Source organism: Hymenobacter sp. M1-2 (genome assembly GCF_057808495.1).
Genome location: NZ_JBTYZO010000063.1, coordinates 1 through 809, shown reverse-complemented (window position 1 = coordinate 809; position 809 = coordinate 1). Strand labels below are relative to the sequence as shown.

General features: G+C 63.8%; 1 pseudogene. It reads right to left on the bottom strand.

From position 1 onward, the window contains the following. Positions 1 to 17: 17 nt before the first annotated feature. Positions 18 to 703: pseudogene (locus ACYSMN_RS25495) on the bottom strand (IS5 family transposase). Positions 704 to 809 lie beyond the last annotated feature (106 nt).

Genomic DNA, 809 nt, shown 5'->3' with positions numbered 1-809 from the left:
CTAGGTTGTACGGACAATTAGCGCAGCCACAACAAGGCCGCAACGAAATGGACCATTCCCAAGAAGCTGCTGGCCGTTTTCTCGTAGCGCGTGGCCAGCCGGCGGAACTGCTTGAGGCGGCTGAAAAAGCGTTCGACCTTATTGCGGTCCTTGTACAGGTTGCGGTCGATTACGCGTTGAACGAGGCGGTTCTTTTTGCTAGGAATCACGGCTTGGGCCCCGATGGCGGCCACGCAGGCGAGCACGGCATCGGTGTCGTACGCTTTGTCAGCCAGTACATTGCCGGCACCTGCGGCGGCCGGCAGCAACTCCGCCACGCGCCGGCAATCGGCTTGCTGGCCGGGGCCAAGCACGACGCGCAGCGGGTTGCCCAACGCGTCGACCACGGCGTGGATTTTGGTGCTCAGCCCGCCGCGGCTGCGGCCGAGGGCTTCGTCGCCGACGCGGCTTTTTTTTGGCTTCCCGCCGCCTGCGCGTGGGCCCGCACCACGGTCGAATCGAGCATGACCCAGTCGAGGTCGGGCTCCTGCACGGCCTCGAACAAGCGTTGCCAAAGGCCTTTTTGGGCCCAGCGCCGGCTGCGCCGGCGTAGCGTGTCGTGCTTGCCAAAGCGGGCCGGTAGTGCGCGCCAGGCGCACCCGTGGCGCGCTACCCAAAACACGGCGTTGAGAAAGAGCCGGTTATCGGTGCCGGTGCGGCCCACATCGCCGGCTTTACCCGATAAATGCGGCGACAAAGCGGCCCACGCACGGTCACTGATTTCGTCCAGATTACTCACGAACGCAAAGATAATTGTCCGTACAACCTAG